The following is a 22,706-nucleotide window of genomic DNA, read 5'->3' on the forward strand; positions in this document are numbered from 1 at the left end:
CGTCTCTCGTTCCTTACTCGGGTTCCGCGTACTGGATGCCACGGCCGTTGGTGCCCAGGTGGACACGGCCGTGGATGCGGGGGTCGCCGGTGATCACTTCGCCGGTCCAGCCCCACTGATGGGAGTCGTCGTTGATCCGGACCCAGTTGGCGCCCGCGTCGTCCGAGCGCAGCACCGCCACGCCGTCGTACGTCGCGGAGACCCGCCCCTTCTGGAAGACGGCCGGGTAGCCGGCGCCGGGCCGCTTCCGGTCCCTCACCGGTGCGGCCCGGCCGAAGCCCAGCGCGTGCGAGGCCTGGCAGCCGGGCACGGGCGCGAACGTCACGCCGCCGTCCGTCGAGACGAAGGACCGGAGCAGCGTCGCCCCGTCCGCCGAGACCGCGACCGGGCCGGGGGCCGAGCCCGCGATCTCCGGCTGCGCGGCGAACGGCCGCCAGCTCCGGCCGCCATCCTCCGAGAAGGCTCCGGCGGCGCCCGAACCGACCGCTGTCCCGGGGGTTCACCAGCAGCCGCTCGCCGGCCCCGCGCCCGTCCTCGTTGGCGCCGAGCCGTACCGTCAGATCCGCCCGCCGCCAGGTCGCGCCCCGGTCCTCGGACCGGAGCACCGCGCCGGTGCCCGCCCAGTCCTGGGCGTACGTGCCACAGGCGAGGTAGAGGCGGTCCGGGTGCGCCGGGTCGACGGCCAGGGACTCGATGCCGAGCAGGTTCCAGTCGTCCCAGCCGGTGTGGTCGGTGAGCGCGGTCCAGCCGGCCTTCGTCCCGTCCCACCGGTAGGCGCCGCCGATGTCGGTACGGGCGTACGCCAGCCCCTTCACGGCCGGGTGGAACAGCAGACCGGTGACGAACCCGGTGCCGCCGATCGCCGCGGTCCGCCAGCGGTGCGGCTCGTGCTTCTCGTCGTGCCGGTGGGCCGGGGCCGCGGTGGCGGGCGCCGCGACGGGCAGGGTCACGACGGCCGCGGCGGCGGCCGCTCCGGCGAGCATTGCACGGCGGCCGGGTACGGGTGCGGAGGAAGCGCGCATGGCGAACACCTTCCGGACGGGGGAGGGGAGGAGGGAACAGGAGCCGGCGCCGGGGGTCAGCCCTTCACGGCGCCCGTGAGCATGCCCTTCTGGAAGTGCTTCTGGACGAACGGCGACAGCACCGCGACCGGGATCAGCGCGAGGATCATGACCGCCATCTGCACGGCCAGGCTGTTGATCGCCCCGCTGCTGACCGCCGCGCCCATGGCGCCCGGGGGCACCTGGTGCTGGAGGACCAGCTGACGCAGAATCATCTGCAGCGGGTACTTGTCGCTGTCCTGGATGTAGAGCATCGCGTTGAACCACTGGCTCCAGTAGCCGACCGCGTAGAACAGCGAGATCACGGCGATCACCGCGCGCGACAGCGGCATGATGATCTGGAGCAGGATGCGCCACTCGCCGGCGCCGTCGATCCGGGCCGCGTCGATGAGTTCGGGCGCGGTGTCCATGAAGAAGCCGCGCAGGACCAGCACGTTGAAGACGCTGATCGCGCTGGGCAGGATCATCGACCAGTAGCTGTCGCTCAGCCCGATGCCCGTGACCAGCAGATACGTCGGGATGAGACCGGCGCCGAAGAACATCGTCGCCATCAGGGTCATCAGCAGCGGGCGGTGGGCGTACGAGTCGCGGCGGCTCAGCCCGTACGCGCACAGGACCGAGACCACCATGCTCACCACCGTGCCGACGACGGTGAGGCCCACGCTCACGGCGGCCGCGCGGGTCACCGCGCCCCCGCTGAGCAGTTCCTTGTAGGCGATGAAGGTGATGTGTCTGGGCCAGACGACCAGACCGCCCGCCTCGTTGATCGTCTTCGTGTCGGAGAGGCTGGTGACCAGCACCACCCAGATCGGGATGATCACGACCGCGCAGATCGCGACGAGGCCGACGCCCTTGAAGGCGAGTCCCGCCTTGGTGGGCTCCTCCTCCCACACCGGGCGGGGTTCCATGCGCAGGGCCCGCTGGAGCGGGGTCTCCACGTGGGTCACGGGCCGCGCCGGGTCCTTCTCGTGTTCCAGGAGAGTCGTCATTTCTTGGAGTACACCCCCTGCTCACCCAGCATGTGGGCGACCTTGTTGGCACCCAGCACCATGGCGACGCTGAACAGCCCCTTGAAGATCCCGGCGGCGGCCGCGTAGCCGAAGTCGCCGGTCTTGATGCCCGTCCACCAGATGTAGGTGTCGAGGATTTCCGATGCGCCGGCACCGACCTGGTCGCGCTGGAGCAGGATCTGCTCGAAGTCGAGGTTGAGCGCACTGCCCACCCGCAGGACGAGCAGCAGCGCGATGACCGGGCGCAGCGCGGGCAGCGTCACGTGCCACATGCGGCGCCAGCGGCCCGCCCCGTCCACGGCCGCGGCCTCGTACAGGTCGGTGTTGACGGCGGCGAGCGCGGCGAGGAAGACGATCACGCCCCAGCCCGCGTCCTTCCACACCGCCTGGGCGGAGACCAGGAACTTGAAGAAGCCCGGGTTGGTCATCAGGTCGAAGCCCTCGTGACCGTGGTCGCGCAGCCACTGGGCGACCAGACCGGCGCCGCCGAACATCTGCTGGAACACGGTGACGACCAGCACCCACGAGAAGAAGTGCGGGAGGTAGACGACCGCCTGGACCCAGGCCCGGACCCGGGCGCTCATGATCGTGTTGAGCAGCAGGGCGATCGCGATCGGGATGGGGAAGAAGAGGACGAGCTGGGTGACGAAGATGACCAGGGTGTTGATGAGGACTTCCCAGAAGCGGTAGTCCTCGAAGATCCGGGTGAAGTTGTCGAAGCCGACGAAGGGGCTGCCGGTGATTCCCAGGTCGTAGACGTCGTAGTCCTGGAAGGCCACGATGTTCCCGAGCAGCGGGACGTAGTTGAAGATCAGCAGCAGGGCGATGGCCGGCAGCGTCATCAGCACCAGAGTGCGGTCGCGCCGCAGCCGCTGGCGCCAGGTGATGCCGCCCGCCTGCGGTCCGGAGCCCGCGGATCTGCCCTTCGCCGGTCCGTTCCTGGCCGGTCCGCTCTTCGCCGGTCTGCTCTTCGTCGGTCCGCTCTTCGTCGTACGGGACCGGCGGGCGCCGATCGCCCGGGACCTGCCCGTCCGTCCGCCGCTTCCGTCCGTGCCGTCGCCGCTCCCGCTGCCGCCGGCCGGGGCACTGGCCCCGTCGGCGGCGCTGTCCGGGTCGGTCGAGACCGTGGCCCGTGGCTTCACCGTGTGCTCCCCATGTCGTGCTCTCCGCCCCGGCCGCCGGGCTTCCCGCGCCCGGCGGCCCTCTCGCTGTCCTGCGTACGGTTGGTGCGCGTCGTACGCGTCAGTTGCCGGAGCCGTTCTTGTCGAGAATGTCCTGGTACCAGGCGCGCAGCTTCTCGCCGCCGCTCTTCTTCCAGGTGTTCACCGCGTCATCGACGTCGCTGACCTTCTTGCGGCCGCGGCGGATGTCCTTCTGCAGGTCGTCGAAGGGCGTGTACAGGGAGGCGTACCGCTGCGGTTCGACGATCTGCATGCCGAAGAACAGCGGCTTCTTGACGTTCGGGGCCTGGCGCGCCATCCAGGCCGCGTAGTCCTTCGCCAGCTGCGGCTGGTCCGGGTAGGCGATGGAGGTCGGGGGCGAGGCGAGGAACAGGAAGGTGGAGGGCTGGGCCTCTTCGACACCCTGCGGGGTGTACGTCGGGGCACCGTCCTTGAGCGTGTAGTGGGTGCCCTCCACGCCGTAGTTGGTGAGCATGAACTCCTTGGTGCCGAACGGTGCCGCCGCGTAGTCGGCTATCGCGAGGAACTCCTCGATCCGCGCCTTGGAGAGCTTCTTGCTGAGGAAGGTGAAGATGCCCGCCGGGTCGTCCTGCCACAGCACGGGCCTTCCACCGTCGTGGCTGAAGAAGTCGAGCGCCTGCATGTCGAACTTGGCGTTGGCGGTGGCCTGTTCGGTGACCATGCCCTTCCAGCCGCCGGTGCCGTCGTTGTACATCACCACGTGTCCGCTGGTGAAGCGGATCTTGGAGTCGGCGTCCTTGTTGGCCTCGGCGTCCGGATGGACGTATCCGCCGTCATGGAGCTTGCGGGCGAAGGCGAGCGCCTCGCGGTACTCCTTCGTCTCGATCTTGTGGACCAGCTTGCCGTCCTCCAACTGCCAGTAGTGCGGCGCGTCGGGCAGCAGGCCGTAGATCTTCTGGACGCAGGTCCAGAGGTCGTCGAACGCCCAGACCTTCTTTCTCGGGGCGGTGTACTCCTTGCCGAACGCCAGCAGGTCGTCCGCGCTCGCCGGGACCGCGCCGGAGCCGATCAGGTCCTTGCGGTAGAAGATCGCGTTGCCGATGACCGGTGTCGGCATGGGCAGCCCGCGCAGCTTGCCGCCGAAGACGGAGTACTGCCAGGCGCCCGTCGGGATGTTCGCCAGGTTCGGGTACTTCTTGACCGCGTCGCCCGCCAGATACGGGCTCAGGTCGGCGAACTTGGCGGTGATCGCGTTGCGGATCTGCCCCTGCATGTTCCAGCCGGGGATCGTCATGACATCGGGGATGTCCGAGCCGGCGAGCACCGCGCCGATCTTGTCCTGGTAGGTGTTGCCGTCCTGCGGGTCGAAGTTCAGCGTGGCGCCGACCGCCTTGTTCACCGCCGTGTAGTACGCGTTGTTCTTCTTCGGGACGGTGCCCCACAGCGGGGTCATGACGCGGAAATCCGATCCCTTGCCCGGGACCGACTTCACCGAAGTGACCAGCGGGTCGGGCAGTTTGGTGAAGCCGGGGCTCGAACCGTTGACGCTCGCGACATCCGGCTCGACCAGGTTCAGCGGGGCGTACCCCGGCACAACCTTCTTGAGCGCCTTGCCCGTTGTCGTGCCCTCCTTGGCGCCGGAACCGGAGCCGGAACCGCCGCACGCGGCGAGCAGCGGTACCCCGCCGGCCACGGCGACAGCGGCCACCGCGCCGGTGGCGAGGAAGCTTCTCCGGCTCGGAGCCGTGGAGGAGGGGGAGGAATTCGGCGTCATTGCGTCAACCCTTCGAGGCGCACCAGGACGACACGTGGCGGGTGACCGCCGTTCGGTTCCTGTGTCTGAGGTGGAGCGTTGCTGGCTGAGCCGGCGTGACCGGCCGCAGGTGAAGCGGTTCAACAGGGAGGCGGCAGAACCTGTCGCCGTCCCGGGAAGTCCTGGGCGCCTGGCGCCCCTTCGAAGCCTTGTCGAAGCGCTTCGATGTTGCAGCGAGGTTAAGTGAAGGGTCCCGGCCGCACAAGAGTCCGTTTCCAGATTCCTCCGACCTGTTTCCTCACCGTTTCCTGGCTCAACGGGAGCTGTCGTGTGTGGAGGTCGAGGGAGAGGTCTTGACACTGGCGGGGTCGGCCATCGAGCATCGAAGCGCTTCGAGAGATCTTCTGAGACTCTTCGGAGGCTCACACGAGGTCCTGGCACCGGAAACCTCCCACCTCTCCAAGGGGACCCGCACGTGACGGAACAACCGCAGCCCTTCCGCGACCCGCGACTGCCCTTCGCCAAGCGCATCGACGATCTGCTCCAGCGGCTCACGCTCGACGAGCGGATCGCGATGCTGCACCAGTTCGCACCGGCGGTCGACCGGCTCGGGCTCGGTGCCTTCAGGACCGGCCAGGAGGCCCTGCACGGGGTCGCCTGGATGGGACCGGCGGCGGTCTTCCCGCAGGCCGTCGGGCTCGGGGCGACCTGGAACGACGAACTGGTGCGACGGGTCGGCGAGGCGGTCGGCAACGAGGTCCGGGCCAAGCGGGCCGAGGACGACCGGGTCGGGCTCAACGTCTGGGCCCCGACCGTGAATCTGCTGCGCAACCCGCTGTGGGGGCGCGGCGAGGAGGGGTACTCCGAGGACGCCGCCCTCACCTCCGCCATCGCGGTCGCGTACACCCGGGGGCTGCGCGGCGACCATCCGCACTACTGGCGGACCGCCCCGGTCCTCAAGCACTGGCTCGCCCACAACAACGAGACCGACCGCGACACCGCCTCCTCCTCGGTCCGCCCCCGGGTCCTGCACGAGTACGACCTCAAGGCCTTCCGCGGCGCCGTCCGGGCGGGCGCGGTGGCCGGGGTCATGCCCGCGTACAACCTGGTCAACGGCCGGCCCAACCACGTCTCGCCTTTGCTGTCCCAGCAGTTGCGCGGCTGGACCGACCGGTCGCTGGTGGTCTGCTCCGACGCGGGCGCGCCCTCCAACCTCGTCGACTCCGAGCACTACTTCGACACCCACGAGGAGGCGACGGCCGCCTCCCTGCGGGCCGGCGTCGACAGCTTCACCGACCACGGCCAGGACTCCGCCGTCATGACCGGCCGCATCCGAGGAGCCCTGGAACGCGGACTGCTCGACGAGCACGACATCGACACCGCCGTCCGCAGACTGCTCGAACTGCGCTTCTCCCTCGGCGAGTTCGACCCCGGTCTCGACCCGTACGCGGATGCCGCCGACTTCGACACCGCCGGCCACCGAGCGCTCGCCCAGGAGGCCGCGGAACAGGCCGTCGTCCTGCTCAAGAACGACGGGCTGCTGCCGCTGGACCCCGCCGCCGGGAAGACCGTCGCGGTCGTCGGGCTGCTCGCGGACGCCTGCAAGCTCGACTGGTACAGCGGCACGCTGATCCACCGCTCCACCCCGCTCGACGGGCTCCGGGAACGCTTCGGCGCCGAGCACATCGTGTTCGCCGAGGGCGCCGACCTCGTCCGGCTGAAGTGCGCGGACGGCTGGCTCCAGGTGCCTGCCGCGGATACCGGCCAGGAACCGGTGCGCGGCGCGGAGGGCGCGCTCGACCCGGCGCTCCTCGCGGGCCGCACCGACCTGCCCCCGCTGGCCTGCGGCGACACCCCGACCGAGCTGGCGCTCATGGACTGGGGCAACGACGTGATCACCCTGCGGGAGTCGGACGGCCGTTATCTGTCGGTGGCCGAGGACGGCTTCGTACGCGCCTCCGCGGACGAGCCCGGCGGCTGGATCGTCCAGGAGACGTTCCGCCTGGAGGCGGTGGAGGGCCATGCGGGCGGGCACCGCCTTCTGCACATCGGAACGGGTAGGTATGTCTCTGTTGCCGCCGACGGCGTAAAGGTTGCCGCCCGCGGCGAAGAAGTTCCCGGACCCGCGGACCCCGTCGCAACGGTCTTCGGGATCGAGGTGACCGAACGCGGCGAGGACGCCGTGGCCCGCGCCGCCGCGGCGGCCGACACCGTGATCGTCGTGGCCGGCAACGACCCCCACATCAACGGGCGCGAGACCGAGGACCGCACCACCCTCGACCTGCCCGCCCAGCAGGAACGCCTCTGGCGCGCCGCCCACGCCGCCAACCCGCGCACCGTTCTCGCCGTCACCTCCGCCTACCCGTACGCCCTCACCGACGCGGCGGCCACGCTCCCCGCGCTCCTGTGGACCGCGCACGGCGGGCAGGCCGCCGGAACCGCGCTCGCCCGCGTCCTGGCGGGCGACGTCTCCCCGGCCGGCCGGCTGCCGCAGACCTGGTACGCCTCCGACGCGGAACTGTCCGGCCTGCTGGACTACGACATCATCGGCTCCCGCCAGACCTACCTCTACTACAAGGGCACGCCGCTCTACCCGTTCGGCCACGGCCTCTCGTACAGCGCCTTCTCCTACAGCTCCCTGACCGCCGAGCGCGAGGGCGAGCTCCTGCGGGTGTCGCTGACCGTCACCAACACCGGCACCGTCGCCGCCGACGAGGTCGCCCAGCTGTACGTACGCGCCGTCGCGCCGTCCGTCGTGCGGCCGCTGCGCCAGCTGGCCGCCCACCGCAGGCTGCACCTGGCACCCGGCGCCGGGCGCCGCGTCGACTTCACGGTCCCCGTCGCCGAGCTGGGCCACTGGGACGTGGCACACGGCCGCTGGACCGTCGAGCCGGGCGGGTACGAGATCCAGGCCGGTGCCTCCAGTGCGGACATCCGGATGGTCGCCGCCGTCACCGTGGAGGGCGAACCGGCCGCCCCCCGGCCGGTCCTGGCGCGCGGTCTGGAGGCCGCCGACTACGACGAGCAGCTGGCCACCGAGATCACCGACCGGGCGAAGACGGACGGCGACGCCGTGACCGCCGTCGCCGAGCGCAACGAACTCCTCTACCGAAGCTGCGACTTCGGGGCAGGTGTGCGAGAGGTCGCGGTGTCGGCGTCGGGGGAGGGGGCCGTCCGCATCACCATCGACGGCACCGCGGTCACCGTTCCGGTGGCCCCCACCGGCGGTCCCTACGACTACCGCACCCAGCGGGCCGCCCTCACCGCCTCCGGCGTCCACGATCTGCGTGTCACCCTGGACGGTGCCGTACGCCTCGCCCGGATCACCTTCACCGGTGACACCGAGTGAACCGGGCCACCCCGCGAACCTCTATACCGCACGGCCCAGTTGCCCCCGGCAAGGAGTCCTCATGAAGTTCACCGACGGCTTCTGGCTCATGCGTGAGGGCGTACGCGCCTGCTACGCGACCGAGATCCGCGATCTGCGCGTCAGCGCCGACCGGTTCACCGCCTACGCGGCGGTCAAGCACGTCGCCGAACGCGGCGACACCCTCAACACCCCGCTGATCACCGTCGAATGCTTCTCCCCGGCCGAGGGGATCATCGGCGTGCGTGCCACCCACCACGCCGGGGCGGTCAACCGCGGACCCGACTTCGCGCTCCCCGGCCTGGACCCGGCGGCCGCCGGGGCCCGGACCCGGAAGGACAGCGCCGTCACCGAGCTGACCAGCGGACCGCTCACCCTGCGCATGGACGGCGACGGGCCGTGGGGCCTCACCTTCCTCGACGCCGAAGGACGCCGACTCACCGGCGTCGACACCAAGGGCACCGCCTTCGCCACCGCCCCGGACGGCACCCACCACATGATCGCCCAACTCGCCCTGGACATCGGTGAGAACGTCTACGGCCTCGGCGAGCGCTTCACCCCGTACGTGAAGAACGGCCAGAGCGTCGACATCTGGCAGGCCGACGGCGGTACGAGCAGCGAACTGGCCTACAAGAACATCCCGTTCTACCTCTCGTCCCGCGGCTACGGCGTCTTCGTCAACCACCCCGGCAGGGTCTCCTTCGAGATCGGCTCGGAGTCGGTCGGGCAGGTGCAGTTCAGCGTCGAGGACCAGTCGCTGGAGTACTACGTCGTCGCCGGGCCGACCCCCAAGGAGGTGCTGGCCCGCTACACCGCCCTCACCGGCCGCCCCGCCCTGCCGCCCGCCTGGTCGTTCGGCCTCTGGCTGACCACGTCGTTCTGCACCTCCTACGACGAGGAGACCGTCACCTCGTTCGTCGACGGCATGGCGGAACGCGAAATCCCGCTCTCCGTCTTCCACTTCGACTGCTTCTGGATGCGCGAGTACCAGTGGTCGGACTTCCTCTGGGACCCGGACGTCTTCCCCGATCCCGAAGGCATGCTGGCCCGGCTCAAGGAGCGCGGCCTGCGGATCAGCATGTGGATCAACCCGTACATCGCCCAGAAGTCCGCACTGTTCGCGGAGGCGGCGGAGCACGGGTACCTGGTGCGCAGGCCGAACGGCGACGTCTGGCAGTGGGACCTGTGGCAGCCCGGCATGGCCCTGGTCGACTTCACCGACCCGGCCGCACGCGAGTGGTACACCAGCAAGCTCCGGGTCCTGCTCGACCAGGGCGTCGACTGCTTCAAGACGGACTTCGGCGAGCGCGTCCCCACCGACGTGGTGTGGCACGACGGCTCGGACCCGGAGCGGATGCACAACTACTACGCGCAGATCTACAACCGCACGGTCTTCGAACTCCTGGAGAAGGAGCGCGGACACGGCGAGGCGGTGCTCTTCGCCCGCTCGGCGACGGCCGGCGGCCAGCAGTTTCCGGTGCACTGGGGCGGTGACTGCTTCGCCTCCTTCACCGCGATGGCCGAGTCGCTGCGCGGCGGCCTCTCGCTGAGCCTGTCCGGCTTCGGCTTCTGGAGCCACGACATCGGCGGCTTCGAGGGCACGCCCGACCCTGCCGTCTTCAAACGCTGGCTCGCCTTCGGCCTGATGTCCTCCCACAGCAGGCTGCACGGCAACGTGTCGTACCGGGTGCCGTGGGCGTTCGGCGAGGAGGCGGTGGACGTCACCCGGAAGTTCACGCTGCTCAAGCACCGGCTGATGCCGTACCTGTACGGGGCCGCCGCCACCGCCCACCGGACGGGCGTCCCGATGATGCGCCCGATGCTGCTGGAGTTCCCGGGCGACCCGACGACCCGGATGCTGGACCGCCAGTACATGCTCGGACCGGATCTGCTGGTCGCACCGGTCTTCACGGAGGACGGACAGGTCGAGTACTACGTCCCCGAGGGCACCTGGACGTCTCTGCTGACCGGCGAGACCGTCACCGGACCGGTCTGGCGCCACGAGACCCATGGCTTCGACAGCCTGCCGATCCTGGTGCGGCCCGGCGCGGTGCTCCCCTGGGGCGCCGACGACCGGCGCCCGGACGCCGACTGGCTGGACGGGCTCACCCTGCGGGCCTTCGGCCCGGCGTCCGCCCCCGCCGACACCCTGGTCACGGTGCCGGACCTGACGGGCACGACCGCCGCCACGTTCCGGGTCGTACGCGACGGGGAGGCCCTGAGCGTCACCGCGGAGGGCACCGACCGGCCCTTCCGCGTGGTCGCCGAGGAGACGGGAGCGACGGCGGAGGGGACGGGCACCGTGACGGTGCGGGGCGCCTGAGACGGGCGGGGCGGGGGTGGTCGGCGCGCCCCCCGCCGCGCCCCGCGCTCAGCGTGTCGCGTCGGCCAGGGCCCGGTCGGCCGCGGCGCGGGAGGTGTGCCACAGGGTGGTGACCGGCTCCCACACCCGGATTCCGCGGTCCATGCCCACCGTCGCGGCGCCGAACGTGACGCCGGAGTGCGAGGGGTCCGCCGCCACGGACAGGGTGCGGACGACATGCCCCTCGGTGGTACCCGGCGCCGCCGTGCGCACGGCGGCGTACCCGCGCTCGCCCGGCGACAGCACATAGGAACCACTCGTGGCCGGCGGCACGGGCTCGGCCGAGCCGTCCAGCCCCCGGAAGGTGACGGTCGGGATCCGGTCCACCACGCAGGTGCTGCCGCCCCGGTTGGTGACGGTGATCCGCGCCGCGTTCCGCTGCCCGCCGGGCGAGGCGGAGACCCCGAGGGCCTTCTCCTGGCAGACGGCCGGACGGGCCGCGGTACCGGCCGGGGCGGCGGACGCGCCGGTGGCCGCCAGGGCCACGGCGGCCGTCGCGGTGAGGGCGGCGGTGAGAGCGGAGGACAGACGCATGATGTTTCTCCCCATGGATCGACAGCTTGCGGTCGTGGCCGGAGGGCCCGGCGGCCGGTACGGCCGACAGGGACATTCTGAACGGTATGCCCCGCTCCTGGCGAGAGATGGGACATATCGGTTCAATGTCTGTCGTCGACCGGCCGCCGGCCAGCCCGGTCGGCTCGCCGTACCCGCTTATCGCGCCCGCACCGTGGCCAGCACCTGGCGGTCCGGCCGCAACGTCAGCGTCGGCACGGGGCGGACCGTGCCCGGATCCACCTCCAGCTCGAACCGGCGCGCGAGCACCGCCAGGATCAGCACCGCCTCGACCATCGCGAACCGTGTCCCCAGACAGACCCGCGGGCCACCGCCGAACGGGAACCACGCGTACTCCGCGATCGCGTCGCCCGCCTCCGCGTCCCACCGCTCCGGGCGGAACTCCTCCGGCTCCGGGAACCACCGCTCGTCGCGGTGCGTGGCCCACTGGCTGCTCCACACCCTGGTGCCCTCCGGCAGCGGAACGCCACCGATCCGCGCGCCCGCCTTCGCGACCCCGGTGACCAGCCAGATCGTCGGGTACAGCCGCAGCGTCTCCTTGACCACCGACTGCGTGTACGTGAGCCGCGCGTAGTCGTCGAACTCCGGCTCCCGGCCGCCGAGGACCCGGTCCAGTTCCTCGTGCAGCGCGGCGCGCGCCCCGGCGTTGCGGGAGAGCAGGTACCAGGCCCACACGAGCGTCGCGCTCGTCGTCTCGTGGCCGCCGATGTACAGCGTGACCGTCTCGTTGCGGATCTCCTCGTCCGTGAGGTGCGCGCCCGTCTCGTCCACGGCGGTGAGCAGCCGGCTGAGGAGGTCCGGGCGCTCGGTCCCGCCGTCGCGGTGCCGGGCGACGACCCGCCCCACCTCGGCGTCGATGACCGCGGCGGCCTTCCTGATCCTGGCCCGTCCGGGCGTCGGAACCCAGTCCGGCAGCAGGGCCCCGATGCCCGCGAACTCCTTGCCGATCTCCGCCTGGGCCACGTCCATGGCCCGGCCCATCGCCTCGGCGTCGGCCGGGGTGTCGACGCCGAAGATCGTGCGGACAGCGATGCGCTGGGTCAGCGCCGCCATCTCCCGCTTGATGTCGACGCGTTCACCGCCCGACCAGGAGTCCGCCAGCTCCACCGTGCTGCCCGCCATCGTCGCCGCGTACGACCGCACCTGCTTCGGCCGCACCGAGGGCTGTACCAGGGACCGCTTGCGCCGCCACTCGGTCCCGCGCGCCACCACCACGCCGTTGCCCATCACGGTACGGAACGCGATACCGAGCGCCGGCTGGTCGAAGGAGCGCTCCGTCTCGGTGAGCAGTTCGCCGATGCACTCCGGATCGGCCACGAAAACGCAGGAGTTGGGGCCGAAGCGCCACTGGACCAGGTCGCCGTGGCCGCGCAGTCGCTCGAAGAACGCGAGGGGGTTCCTGGCGAACTGCGGCACGTTCCCGAGGAACGGCAGCCCCTTCGGACCCGGCGCGATCCGGTGGCCGCGCGGCTCGGCACCGACGGCCGGACCGTTCTCCGGCGGCATGAGAGGCCTCCGCTCCCTGGTGACGCACCACGGTCGGCGCGCGGCGACATGACCCCGGCGGATCCGCTGACGCCGTGTCCCGTCACCGGTCTTGCGGAGTACGTGAGTTGTCCACGTTAGCGGCGGCGGGTGCGGTGCACGAGAGGGCCGGGCGGGGCGGGGCCCCGGTGGACAGGGGCCAGGAAACGCGGGTGTTCGAAACGACTCGCCTATTTGCCTAGAGGTATTAGGAATCTGCATAATGGGTGATGTCCAATGAAGGGAACACCATGGTGCGCGCAGGGCTGACCACCGAACGTCTGGCCCAGGCCGGAGCGGAGCTGGCCGACGAGGTCGGCTTCGACCAGGTGACCGTCTCGGCGCTCGCCCGGAGGTTCGACGTCAAGGTCGCGAGCCTTTACTCGCATCTGAAGAACTCCCACGACCTCAAGACGAGAATCGCTCTCCTCGCCCTTGAGGAGCTCGCCGACAGGGGAGCCGCCGCACTGGCCGGGCGGGCGGGCAAGGACGCCCTCAGGGCTTTCGCGGACGTCTACCGCGACTACGCCCGCGAACACCCCGGCCGTTACGCCGCGGCGCAGCTGAGGCTCGACCCGGAGGCGGCTGCGGCCAGCGCGGGCAGCAGGCACGCACAGATGACCCGCGCGATCCTGCGTGGCTACGACCTGACCGAGCCCGACCAGACACACGCCGTCCGGCTGCTGGGTGGCTTCTTCCACGGCTACGTCAGCCTGGAGATGCAGGGCGGATTCAGCCACAGCGCGCCCGGCTCGCAGGAGAGCTGGTCACGGTCCCTGGACGCCATCGACGCCCTGCTGCGGAACTGGCCCGCGCCCTGACCGCAGCCCCGCACCGGCCGGCGGTGGCCACCCGTCGGTGAGACCGAGAAACACTTCGACGTTCTGAGCAACAGGTAGAGACATGCAGACTGAAACCGACTGGATCACCACGCCGATCACCGCCGGCCTCCTGCGCGGGGCGCTGGACCTGCAGCGCACCGAGCACGGGGTGCGCCCGCACCGGCTGCCCGCCCGCGCCCGCGCGCAGTGCGCCGACGGGCAGCTGGCCATGGCCGAGGCCCAGCCCTCCGGCGTACGGCTGGTGTTCCGTACCGGGGCCACCGCGATCGAGCTGGACGCGCTCCGCACCAAGACCGCCTACCAGGGCGCGCCGCCCCGTCCGGACGGCGTGTACGACCTGCTCGTCGACGGTCGCCTCGCGGGGCAGGAGAGCGTGACCGGCGGCAACGTCCTCCTGGTCGACATGACCGCCGGGACGGCGGAGACCCGGCCCGGCCCGGTCGGCACCGTCCGGTTCGCCGGGCTGCCCGAAGGCGACAAGGACGTCGAGATCTGGCTGCCGTACAACGAGACCACCGAGCTCGTCGCCCTGCGTACCGACGCCCCCGTCGGGCCCGCACCCGACCGGGGCCGCAAGGTGTGGCTGCACCACGGCAGTTCGATCAGCCACGGCTCCGACGCGGCGAGCCCCACCACCACCTGGCCCGCACTCGCCGCCTCGCTCGGCGGGGTGGAGCTGATCAACCTGGGCCTGGGCGGCAGCGCCCTGCTCGACCCGTTCACCGCCCGTGCGATGCGCGACACCCCCGCGGACCTGATCAGCGTCAAGATCGGCATCAACCTCGTCAACACCGACCTGATGCGGCTGCGGGCCTTCACCCCGGCGGTGCACGGCTTCCTCGACACCATTCGCGAAGGGCACCCCACCGCGCCGCTGCTGGTCGTCTCGCCCGTCCTGTGCCCCATCCATGAGGACACCCCGGGTCCCAGTGCCCCGGACTTCAGCAACCTCGGCGAAGGAAGGCTCCAGTTCAAGGCCGCGGGCGACCCCGCGGAACGGGCCGCCGGAAAGCTGACGCTCAACATCATCCGGGAGGCCCTCAGCAGCCTCGTCGAGCAGCGGTCGGCCGACGACCCGAACCTGTACTACCTCGACGGGCGCAGCCTGTACGGCGAGCAGGACTTCGCCGAACTGCCGCTGCCGGACCAGCTCCACCCGGACGCGGCCACCCACCGCCGCATGGGCGACCGCTTCGCCGCGCTCGCCTTCGCGCCCGACGGCCCGTTCACCGCCGACCGCGCCTCCTGACCGGAGGCGGAGTGCACCGCGAGGACCGGGCAGCGGCAACGGGCCGGATAGCGGGCGGCCGCGGGGCCGGGAACCGAACGCGTCCGGCAGGGCCCGCAACTCCGCCTCGTCCGCGCCGTACGCCGGTCGAGGGCCACCAACGACGCGACCAGGTACGGCCGTTCGACGGCAACCGCCCTCGCCGAGAAGGGCAGGCCCGAGGGCGGGGGCGGTGACGACGGGCCGAACAACGGCGGCTTCGGTCAACTGGGCTACGGGACACCCCTGTAAACGAAGTGAGCGGCCGGAGCTCCGTCAGCCCCCCATCGCCTCGAACCCCACCGTCAGGGTCGACGGGCCGGGCAGCAGGCGGTGGGAGGGCAGCACTCCGGGGCCGCAGGACGCGCTGCCGACGCCGTGCTGCGCCAGGTCGACATTGACGTACAGCGCTCCGCGCGGCGCGAGATCGGTGGGGTGACGGGCCGCGTCGAGGTCCTCGCTCGTCCACGGGCGGGCCGTGAGGCCGAAGTGCGGGGCGCCCAGAAGGCGCAGTCCGCCACCCGCACCGGTCAGCTCGGCCCACCGTACGTCCGCGCGGTGGCCGTTCTCCTGCGGGAAGAGGTACGGGGTCTGCCACGCCGCGACGGACGACGCGAAGCGGCCCACGCGGGCCGCCGCACGGGTGTCCGGGTACGCCTCACCCGGCCCGGCGCCGAACCACGTGACGGTGTCGAAGGCGGCGGGCAGCGCCGCCCGCACCCCCAGCCGGGGCAGGGGGAAAGGCCAGTCGGCCACCGGCTGCACTTCCAGGGTCAGCCAGAGCTGTCCGGGCGCGTCGGCCGGCACGCGGTAGTGGTAGTCGGCTTCCATCGCCGCGTCCGTGCCGGCCGCCGAGACGCGGGTGCGGACGGTGAGCCCGTCGTCCCAGGGCGCCACGCCGAGCACTTTGTGCTCCAGCCGGTCCAGTCCCGCTCCGCGCCAGCGCTCGGCGACCGAACCGCCCCAGCCGCGCAGGTCGTTGTCGGTGGGCGCCCGCCACAGATCGAGCCGGGGCCCTGCCATGTCGTGTGCGCCGAGCCGGACCAGCCGTCCGGTGTCCGGATCGAAGGTTCCGGGCCCCAGCGTGATCGAGCCGCCGCCCGCCGAGGCCGGTGCGAAACCGGTGGGACGGTGCGCGGACCTCACCTCGGAGACGTCCAACTGTTCCTGGCACCAAGCAACTTCGTGGCCGGCCGGGGCCCAGGGCAGATCCTCGGCGAGGACGGCCCGCACGGTCAGCCATCGCTCGCCGGTCCCCGCCGGCAGTGCGGCCGTGCGCAGCTCCGGCGGCCAGGGGGCGAAGACGGACTCGCCGGCCGGCACCGGCGGCACCGCCAACTCGCCCTCCGCGACGAGCTCGCCGGCCTCCTCCACCAGCCACAGCCAGCGCAGGTGCCTCGTGTCCGCGAAGTCCTGCCCGTTGCGGACCCCGACCGTGCACGCGGCCCGGTCCACCGAGACCGTCACCGGTTCGACGACCTTCTTGTACTCCACGAGCCCGGGGGACGGCGTCCGGTCCGGGAGGACGAGACCGTCGGCGACGAAGTTGCCGTCGTGGACCACCTCACCGAAGTCGCCCCCGTACGCGAAGAAGGCGCGCCCGTCCTCGGTCCGCTGCGTGATGCCGTGATCGATCCATTCCCAGACGAACCCGCCCTGGCAGCGCGGGTGCTGCTCGAAGAGGCGCTGGTACTCGACGAGTCCGCCCGGACCGTTGCCCATCGCGTGCGCGTACTCGCACAGGATGAACGGCAGGGCGCGCCGGTGCGCGTCGAGCGCCGGGTCCTTCGTCGGCTCCTCGACGCAGCGGCCGATGCGGTCGGTCTCGTCGTGGTCCGCGTACATCCGGCTGTAGACGTCCACGTAACCGCTGTCCCAGTCGCCCTCGTAGTGGACCGGGCGGCCCGGGTCGCGTTCGTGGGTCCACTCGGCCATCGCCCGGAGGTTGTCGCCGGTGCCGGCCTCGTTGCCGAGCGACCACATGATGACGGCGGGGTGGTTCTTGTCGCGCTCCACCATGCGGCTCATCCGGTCGAGGTACGCGTCGCGCCAGCGCGGGTCCGCGCTCGGGTTGTCGCGCCAGCCGACGAGCTCGAAGCCATGGGTCTCCAGATCGCACTCGTCGATCACCCAGAGGCCCAGCTCATCGCACAGGGAAAGGAATTCCTGATCCGGAGGGTAGTGGCTGGTGCGGACCGCGTTGATGTTGTGCCGCTTCATCAGCTCGATGTCGAGGAGCATGGTCGCGCGGTCCAGGGTGCGGCCCGTCTCCGGATGCCATTCGTGACGGTTGACGCCGCGCAGCAGGATGCGCCGTCCGTTGACCTTCAGCAGGCCGTCCTCGACCCGGACCCGGCGGAAACCGAGGCGCAGCGGCACGCGTTCGGCCCCGGCGCTGAGTGTCGCGTCGTACAGCCGCGGGGTCTCGGCGCTCCACGGCTCGACGGCGACGCGCACGCTCTCCCCGGCCCGCAGGTCGAGGCCCAGCTCCGGGACCGTGACCGCGGCCCCCGTGCCCGCCGCGGCCGGGTCGGCGTCGACGCGCAGGATGCCCTCGCCCGTCAGATGGTCGTAGTCGGCGTGCACGAACAGATCGCGGACACCGTCGGCCGGGCGGTGCAGGAGGCGCACCGAGCGGAAGATCCCGGAGACCCACCACATGTCCTGGTCCTCCAGGTAGCTTCCGGCGGACCACTGGTGCACCCGCACCGCGAGGACGTTGCGGCCGGGACGGAGTGCCGCGGTCGCGTCGAACTCGGTGGGCAGCCGGCTGCCCTTGCCGTCACCGAGCCGGTTGCCGTTGAGCCAGACGGCGAAGCACGAGTCGACGCCCTCGAAGCGCAGGACGCTCCGCCCGTCGTCGGCCGGCCATTCCACGGGCAGGGCGAACTCCCCGCGGTACTCGGCGGTGGGGTTGGGGTCCGGGACCCGGGGCGGGTCCACCGGGAAGGGGTAGATCTGGTTGGTGTACGCGGGAGAGCCCCGGCGGGGTGCGTCCGGGATGCCGTCCAGCTGCCAGCACGACGGCACGGAGACGGTCTCCCAGCCGGTGACGTCGTGCGAGGGGTCCTCGAAGCCGGGTGTCAGGTCGTGGAGCGCGGCGCCGAGCCGGAAGTGCCAGTCGCCGTCGAGGGCCAGAGCAGCGGCATCGGACGAGAAGCCGGCGCGCGGCGCCAGCCGGTCCGTCCCGGGCGACCGGCTCTCGACATAGGCGAAGGAGTCGCGGCCGCGCCCGGACTCGGACGTGAGCTCCGAGTCGGTCTCGGGCTCGGCGGATGATGCGGAACGGCTTGTGGTCACAGCCGCGGGTCCCTTCGCTCGGGCAGCAGGAAGCAGTGTTCCGGGCGAGCGTAGGACGCGGGCGTCGTCCGTGGGACGGTTCTGACCTGCCGAAACTTCCGAACGGTCCGGCGGGTTCCGTGGGTGACACGGGGGTGGGTCGGCCTGTCGGCCGGGCCGAGCGGCGTGCCGTCGGCCCGGCCGGGGTGTCCGGTCCGGCCGACGGCCCTTCGTCAGACGCCCGGCGGGACCCGGGAGGGGCGGCCGTTGCCGCGGGTCAGCGAGTAGCCGAAGACGGCCGCGAACGCGCCCAGCACCCCGCCGCCGACGGTCCACAGCCAGCGGTCGGTCCACCAGCCGGAGGCCCAGCCGTCCTCGGGCTCACCGGCGAGCGGGACCGGGGCGGCCGAGGCGCCGTCGGCGGCCTGCTCGACCGAGGAGACCCCGGGCACCAGCGGCTTGGAGAGCGTGCCGTCGACGTCCCCGGCACCGCCCTTGTCGGCCGATGTGACCTCGACCTCGGTCCGCACCGGCAGGCCGAGGTCCGCAGAGGGCAGATCGACGACCGTGAGGCGGATGTAGTAGCTGCCGGGCAGCGGGTCGTTGGCCCACGGCTCGGACCAGGCCCTGACGGTACGCAGGACACAGGTCAGCTCGACGGTCGAGGCGTCGGCCGCGGCCTTGCCGGTCTGCTTGCCGTACATGCAGGCCTGGCGGCGGCGCAGCCCGTCGAACACGTCGACCTGCCAGGTCGAGGCACCGTGCCGGGTGGCGGTCTCGGGCAGCGTGACCTTCGCCTTGACGGTGGCCCGCTGGCCCGCGTCGGCCGGGAACACCCAGTACAGGTAGTCGCCCGTGGAGCCGCCCGCGGTGGCGGTCTGGCCCTGCTGGATCGCGGTGGCGGTACGGAAGGCGGTGCCCGCCTCCGTGGGGCCGGAGCCGTCGCCGGAGGCGCTGGGGCTCGGACTCGCCGACGGGTCGTCCGCGACGGCGGCTCCCGCCCCGGTCAGCAGGGCGAGGCCGGTCAGCAGCGCACCCGCGAGTACACGTGTCGTACGGATCATCGGTTGGTCCTCCAGACGGCGACGCGCCAGCGCGAGATCCAGCCGGTCAGCAGGCCCGCGATCAGTCCGGTGAGGACGAGCACGCCGAGCAGCCACCAGCCGCGGCCCAGGCCGAACGCGGCGACATCGGCCGCGTTGTCGGGGCCGTCCACCACGTCGACGGTCAGCTCGACCGGCATACCGGGCGAGGTCTTCACCGAGGCGGGCGCCGAGAAGGAGTTGCTGATCTGGAGGCAGACGGTCTCCGCGACCGGCTCGTCGTCGTCCGTGTCCTGCTCGGGCTTCGGGTAGCGCAGCCCGGCCGAGATGGCGTCGGTGCGCCCGGTGCCGGACTCGGAACCTCTGACGATCTCCCGGCCGTGCACGGTCACCGCTCGCAGCAGCGTCCCGTAGTCGTTGTTCACGGCGCGGTCCGCGAAGACACTCACGGAGGCGCGCAGCTCCTGGCCGGGCAGCACGTCCACCCGGTACCAGCGGTGCTCGCCGAACTTCTCGCGGTCGGTGTAGAGGCCCGCCTTGAGCTTCGGGGCGTCGGTGCAGCTGTCGGCGCCCTCCGTCGCCACGGGGGTGACGACGGGCTCTGCGGCCCGGTCGACCAACTGCTTGACGCGGCCCGAGAGTTCATCGGTGTGCTTGACGGCGGTGTAGGTGCCGCCGGTGGCCTCCGCGATGCAGGTCAGCTGCTTGCGGATCTTCTCGTTCGGCACCAGGCCGAGCGTGTCGATGACCAGGTGGATGCCGCGAGCGGCGATGTCGCGGGCCACTTCGCAGGGGTCGAGCGGGCCACAGGTGTCCTCGCCGTCGCTGATCAGCACGATCCGGCGGGTGGAGTCGCCGCCCTCCAGATCGTCGGCGGCGCCCAGCAGAGCGGGTCCGATCGGGGTCCAGCCGGTGGGGGCCAGGGTGGCGACCGCGGTCTTGGCCTCCGTGCGGTCGAGCGGGCCTACCGGATAGAGCTGCTTGGTGTCCTTGCAGCCGACCTTCCGGTCATCGCCCGGGTAGTCGGCGCCGAGGGTGCGGATGCCGAGCTGCACCTGCTCGGGCACCGCGTCCAGGACCTCGTTGAACGCCTGCTTCGCCGCGGTCATCCGGGACTGGCCGTCGATGTCGCGGGTCCGCATGGAGCCGCTGACATCGAGCACCAGCTCGACCTTGGGGGACGCTTTGGTGGGGGTTTCATCGGCCGCGGCGGGGAGGGCCGAGCCGAGCCCGGCGGTCAGGGTGGCGAGCAGAATACCCACCCCGACCGTCAGCCTTCTTCTTATGATCATCGCCGGATAGTAGTGAACATCAGTTCCCTACCTCAAACCGGTGCGCCGGCCGCCGCGCCCGCTTGTACCGGACGTGCGACGGAATGTGACAGCGGGTCAGTCCCGCGCCCCGGTCGGTCCCGCGCCCAGCAGGGGTCCCGCCGCCCGGTCCAGTACCGAGCCGATCCGCTCCCAGGTGGTCAGGTCCCGTTCCACCGCGTCCAGTTGCCGGTCCTCGCCGCTGTGCCAGCCGGTGGCGAGCGCGACCGGATCCGTACCCGTGGCGGCCGACGCCGCGAGGGCCGCCGCGCCCATGGCGACGAGTTCCCCGTTCGCCGGCACGGTCACCGGCCTTCCGGACAGGCGCCGTACGGTCTCCACCCACTGGTGCCCCTGGGCGCCGCCGCCGATCAGCAGCAGCGGCCGGGCCGCCACCTCGGGGTCGGCCGGGTCGAGCCCGCACGCCCGGAGCAGTTCGTCGAGCGCGCGCAGCACGGTGTAGACGGCGCCCTCGTACGCGGCGCCCAGGAGCTGCTGGGGCGTGGTGTCGTGCCGCAGTCCGGTGAGGAGGCCGGCGGCGGTGGGCAGGTCGGGGGTGCGTTCGCCGTCCAGGTAGGGCAGGACCACGGCCTCCCCGCCGGGTGCGGCGTCGCCGCGGTCCAGGCCGAGGAGTGCGGCGACCTTGTCCACGGCGAGCGTGCAGTTGAGGGTGCAGGCCAGCGGGAGATACGTACCGTCGGCCGCCGCGAAGCCGGAGAGGGCGGGCGAGGCGGGCCTGGTCCGGGAGGCGGCGAAGACCGTGCCCGAGGTGCCGAGGCTGAGCACCGGGTGGTCCAGGAGTCCGGCGCCGCCGAGCCCGAGACCGACGGCGGCGCTCATGTTGTCACCGGTGCCCGCCGCGACGGCGATACCGGCCGGCAGGCCGAGCGCCTCGGCCGCCGCGGCGGTCAGCGAGCCGACGCGGGTCGCCCCGCTCGGAGCCACGTCGGGCAGCAACGCGGGCTCGATGGAGAGGAGTTCGAGCACCTCGGGGTCGTAGGCGCCGGTCGCGGTGGAGTACCAGCAAGTGCCGGACGCGTCGCCGGGGTCGGTGACGGCGCGGCCGGACAGCCGTTCGGTGAGGAAGTCGTGGGGGAGGCGGATGGCGGCGGCCGCCGCGGCGGTGGCCGGTTCGTGCTCGCGCAGCCACATCCACTTCGACGCCGTCATCGCGGCCACCGGCACCGATCCGGTGCGCGCGGTCCAGGCCTCGGCCCCGCCCAGGGCGGCGGTGAGGGCGGCGGCCTGCGGGGCGGAGCGGGTGTCGTTCCACAGGAGTGCCGGGCGCAGCGGGCTGCCGTCCGCGTCCAGGACGACCAGGCCGTGCTGCTGGCCCGCCACGGCGATCCCGGCGACGGCCGCGGCGGGTACGCCGGACTCCTTCAGTCCGGCGGCGACCGCGTCGCGCAGCGCCTGCCACCAGACCTCGGGGTCCGTCTCGCGGGCGCCGCCCTCGCCGGTGACGACATGGGGGGCGCGGCCGACGGCGAGCAGCCGCCCGGTCGTGATGTCGACGAACGCCGCTTTGGTGGACTGGGTGGAGCTGTCCACACCGATGACGACGGTATGCGGCGGCATGGCTGACCTCATTCTCTGGCCTCAGGGATCCCGCGCTGCGGTTCCCGCTCCGCGGGTATTTGATCGTACGGGGAACAAATTAGGTGATCGAACCCGTGACGAACAGGGGGAGGAGTGGATTTCCGACGAGTGGGCGACGAGGGGGTTACGTCGCCGGGGTGGTCCGTGCATGATTAGTCATGACAGTGAACAAATTGAGGTTCGGCCGCTCGGCCGGCTGCGGACCCATGGCACCGAAGGCGGATGGACGATGACTGAACGCTTCACCCCCACCCCGCAGGACAAGTTCACCTTCGGCCTGTGGACCGTGGGCTGGCAGGGGCGCGACCCGTTCGGCGACGCGACCCGTGCGGCGATCGACCCGGTGGACTCCGTCCAGAAGCTCGCGGAGCTCGGTGCCTACGGTGTGACGTTCCACGACGACGACCTGATCCCGTTCGGCTCGACGGACTCCGAGCGCGAAGGCATCGTGAAGCGGTTCCGGCAGTCGCTCGACGCGGCCGGTCTCAAGGTGCCGATGGCGACGACGAACCTGTTCACGCACCCGGTGTTCAAGGACGGCGGGTTCACGTCCAACGACCGTGACGTGCGCCGG

Annotated in this window: 13 protein-coding genes and 2 pseudogenes; 5 read left to right on the forward strand and 10 right to left on the reverse strand. The window is 71.7% G+C overall.

The genetic code is table 11. The annotated features are described in order from the left end of the window. Nucleotides 1–13 precede the first annotated feature (13 nt). The 4 genes and pseudogenes from ACIQM0_RS31185 to ACIQM0_RS31200 form a co-directional block, all read right to left on the reverse strand. Nucleotides 14–1,022: pseudogene (locus tag ACIQM0_RS31185) on the reverse strand (WD40/YVTN/BNR-like repeat-containing protein). Nucleotides 1,023–1,078: 56 nt separating this feature from the next. Beyond that, a complete protein-coding gene (locus tag ACIQM0_RS31190) occupies nucleotides 1,079–2,050 on the reverse strand; it encodes a carbohydrate ABC transporter permease (protein WP_401293054.1) in 972 nt (323 codons plus the stop codon). Beyond that, nucleotides 2,047–3,213, reverse strand: coding sequence for an ABC transporter permease (locus tag ACIQM0_RS31195; RefSeq protein ID WP_401293057.1), 1,167 nt, complete (start codon nucleotides 3,211–3,213; stop codon nucleotides 2,047–2,049). Before ACIQM0_RS31195 ends, ACIQM0_RS31190 begins: the two co-directional genes overlap by 4 nt. 100 nt (nucleotides 3,214–3,313) lie before the next feature. Beyond that, a complete protein-coding gene (locus ACIQM0_RS31200; protein WP_401293090.1) occupies nucleotides 3,314–4,921 on the reverse strand; it encodes an extracellular solute-binding protein in 1,608 nt (535 codons plus the stop codon). A gap of 520 nt (nucleotides 4,922–5,441) precedes the next feature. Here ACIQM0_RS31200 and ACIQM0_RS31205 point away from each other — a divergent pair. Together ACIQM0_RS31205 and yicI are read left to right on the forward strand one after the other, a co-directional pair. Beyond that, on the forward strand, nucleotides 5,442–8,315 hold the full coding sequence (locus ACIQM0_RS31205; RefSeq protein ID WP_401293060.1) for a glycoside hydrolase family 3 C-terminal domain-containing protein: 2,874 nt from the start codon (nucleotides 5,442–5,444) through the stop codon (nucleotides 8,313–8,315). A 61-nt stretch (nucleotides 8,316–8,376) separates the two neighbouring features. Further along, on the forward strand, nucleotides 8,377–10,656 hold the full coding sequence (gene yicI / locus ACIQM0_RS31210; RefSeq protein WP_401293063.1) for an alpha-xylosidase: 2,280 nt from the start codon (nucleotides 8,377–8,379) through the stop codon (nucleotides 10,654–10,656). Nucleotides 10,657–10,704: 48 nt separating this feature from the next. Here yicI and ACIQM0_RS31215 read toward each other — a convergent pair whose 3' ends face one another. Further along, nucleotides 10,705–11,229: a DUF4232 domain-containing protein gene (locus tag ACIQM0_RS31215; protein ID WP_401293065.1), complete on the reverse strand. Its 525-nt coding sequence runs from the start codon at nucleotides 11,227–11,229 to the stop codon at nucleotides 10,705–10,707. 177 nt (nucleotides 11,230–11,406) lie between these two features. Then, nucleotides 11,407–12,774, reverse strand: a complete 1,368-nt coding sequence (locus ACIQM0_RS31220) for a cytochrome P450 (protein ID WP_401293068.1) — start codon at nucleotides 12,772–12,774, stop codon at nucleotides 11,407–11,409. A gap of 269 nt (nucleotides 12,775–13,043) precedes the next feature. Here ACIQM0_RS31220 and ACIQM0_RS31225 point away from each other — a divergent pair, with 269 nt between their 5' ends. Together ACIQM0_RS31225 and ACIQM0_RS31230 are read left to right on the forward strand one after the other, a co-directional pair. Further along, nucleotides 13,044–13,613, forward strand: a complete 570-nt coding sequence (locus tag ACIQM0_RS31225; RefSeq protein WP_401293093.1) for a TetR/AcrR family transcriptional regulator — start codon at nucleotides 13,044–13,046, stop codon at nucleotides 13,611–13,613. Nucleotides 13,614–13,695: 82 nt separating this feature from the next. Next, the gene (locus ACIQM0_RS31230; RefSeq protein WP_401293071.1) at nucleotides 13,696–14,883 is read left to right on the forward strand and encodes a GDSL-type esterase/lipase family protein; all 1,188 of its coding nucleotides are present in this window, start codon (nucleotides 13,696–13,698) and stop codon (nucleotides 14,881–14,883) included. Nucleotides 14,884–15,177: 294 nt separating this feature from the next. Here the strand turns inward: ACIQM0_RS31230 and ACIQM0_RS31235 are convergent, their stop codons facing one another. The 4 genes from ACIQM0_RS31235 to xylB form a co-directional block, all read right to left on the reverse strand. Continuing rightward, the gene (locus ACIQM0_RS31235) at nucleotides 15,178–18,078 is read right to left on the reverse strand and encodes a glycoside hydrolase family 2 TIM barrel-domain containing protein (protein WP_401293095.1); all 2,901 of its coding nucleotides are present in this window, start codon (nucleotides 18,076–18,078) and stop codon (nucleotides 15,178–15,180) included. 335 nt (nucleotides 18,079–18,413) lie between these two features. Further along, nucleotides 18,414–19,244, reverse strand: coding sequence for a hypothetical protein (locus ACIQM0_RS31240; protein ID WP_401293074.1), 831 nt, complete (start codon nucleotides 19,242–19,244; stop codon nucleotides 18,414–18,416). Then, nucleotides 19,241–20,515, reverse strand: a complete 1,275-nt coding sequence (locus ACIQM0_RS31245; RefSeq protein ID WP_363024989.1) for a VWA domain-containing protein — start codon at nucleotides 20,513–20,515, stop codon at nucleotides 19,241–19,243. The genes ACIQM0_RS31240 and ACIQM0_RS31245 overlap by 4 nt, the downstream gene beginning before the upstream one ends. Before the next feature lie 96 nt (nucleotides 20,516–20,611). After that, nucleotides 20,612–22,111, reverse strand: coding sequence for a xylulokinase (xylB, locus tag ACIQM0_RS31250; RefSeq protein ID WP_401293078.1), 1,500 nt, complete (start codon nucleotides 22,109–22,111; stop codon nucleotides 20,612–20,614). Between the two features lie 250 nt (nucleotides 22,112–22,361). Here xylB and ACIQM0_RS31255 point away from each other — a divergent pair. After that, nucleotides 22,362–22,706, forward strand: a pseudogene (locus tag ACIQM0_RS31255) (xylose isomerase); the annotation flags it as partial.

Origin of the sequence: Streptomyces sp. NPDC091387, assembly GCF_044756945.1 — a bacterium.
Classification (GTDB): domain Bacteria; phylum Actinomycetota; class Actinomycetes; order Streptomycetales; family Streptomycetaceae; genus Streptomyces.